Genomic DNA, 1,246 nt, shown 5'->3' with positions numbered 1-1,246 from the left:
TAGCCTAGTTACGTTTTTGGAGACACTTTTTAAGCAATTCGTTCTTCAAATTCCGCAGGACTCACGTATCCTAAAAAGGAGTGAGACCTTTGTCTATTATAAAATACTTCTATATGATCAAAGAAAACTGAAGTAGCTTCTTCGATATTATGGAAGACGTTATATTCCATTTCTCTTTTAAGGGAGCCGAAGAAAGACTCTGCAACAGCGTTGTCCCAACAATTCCCTTTTCTACTATTGCTCCTCCTGATTTTATTTAAAGACAGAAGCTCACGAACTTGACGAGAGCAATAATTGGATCCTCGGTCCGAATGGAAAATTAAACCCCTTGTTGGATTTCTGGATTCGATAGCCTTCACAAGCGTACTAGTTACTAGGCCAGAATCATTCTTGTTGCCGAGAGACCAACCGACTACTTTTCTCGAATATAAGTCTATGATCACGCAAAGGTAAAACCAGCCTGAGAGACATCTTATAAACGTTATATCCGATACCCACCGTTGATTCTTAGACACCGCGTTGAAATCACGCTTTACCAAATCGGGAGCCGTTCGTTCTGAGTGATCAGAATCAGTCGTGAATATCTTGAACCGTTTCTCTTGTTTTCCTCTAATATTACACAATTTCATCACTTTACGAACTTTCCTAGCTCCATAAGGGAAAGAGGATTTCCGAACTTCGTCCAAGAGACGACTAAGCCATAGTTCTTTTTGCTCTTGAGCCAAGTCTCATGAAGGAAATCAACCAAGACTGGATCAAGCCTATCCAATTCGTTTTTGCAACGTTTTACAAACTTATAATAATAAGTCCGAGATATATCCAGCGCTTCCGCCATGCTCGTGATCCGAAACTCTTTCCTGTGAGTTTCCATAAACTCTAATCTGGATTTTGTTCCCGTGAAAGCATGGCTGCAAACTTTTTTAGAATAGCATTCTCTTCTTTAAGTTTAAGATTTTCTTTACGGAGTTTCTTTAGCTCTTCGCTCTCTTTGATCTGCTTATCTGTCGGGGGATTTTGTTCGTCAGACTTTTTCAAGTATTCTGCCTTCCATTGTCGCAGCACAAAATAGCTGACTCCTAATGATTGGGAAACTTCTTTTATAGTAAATGAACCAGAAAGCGTTCGTTTTACGGCCTGTTCTTTAAACTCCGGGGAGTATTTGCCTTTTCTACTCATCTTTACCTTTTCCTCGTTTCGAGCGAAAAAGGTGTCTACTTTTACGTAACTAGGTTAATGCGCCTCGAAC

At 40.0% G+C, this 1,246-nt stretch carries 1 pseudogene; it reads right to left on the bottom strand.

Features of this window, described 5'->3' with window-relative positions:
- Positions 1-29: 29 nt before the first annotated feature.
- Positions 30-1,176: pseudogene (locus JWG44_RS22165) on the bottom strand (IS3 family transposase).
- Positions 1,177-1,246 lie beyond the last annotated feature (70 nt).

The sequence above is a fragment of the Leptospira ainazelensis genome (assembly GCF_016918785.1).
Taxonomy (GTDB): domain Bacteria; phylum Spirochaetota; class Leptospiria; order Leptospirales; family Leptospiraceae; genus Leptospira; species Leptospira ainazelensis.
Note: the sequence above shows the minus strand (reverse complement) of the source record. Positions and strands in the feature narration are given on the sequence as shown.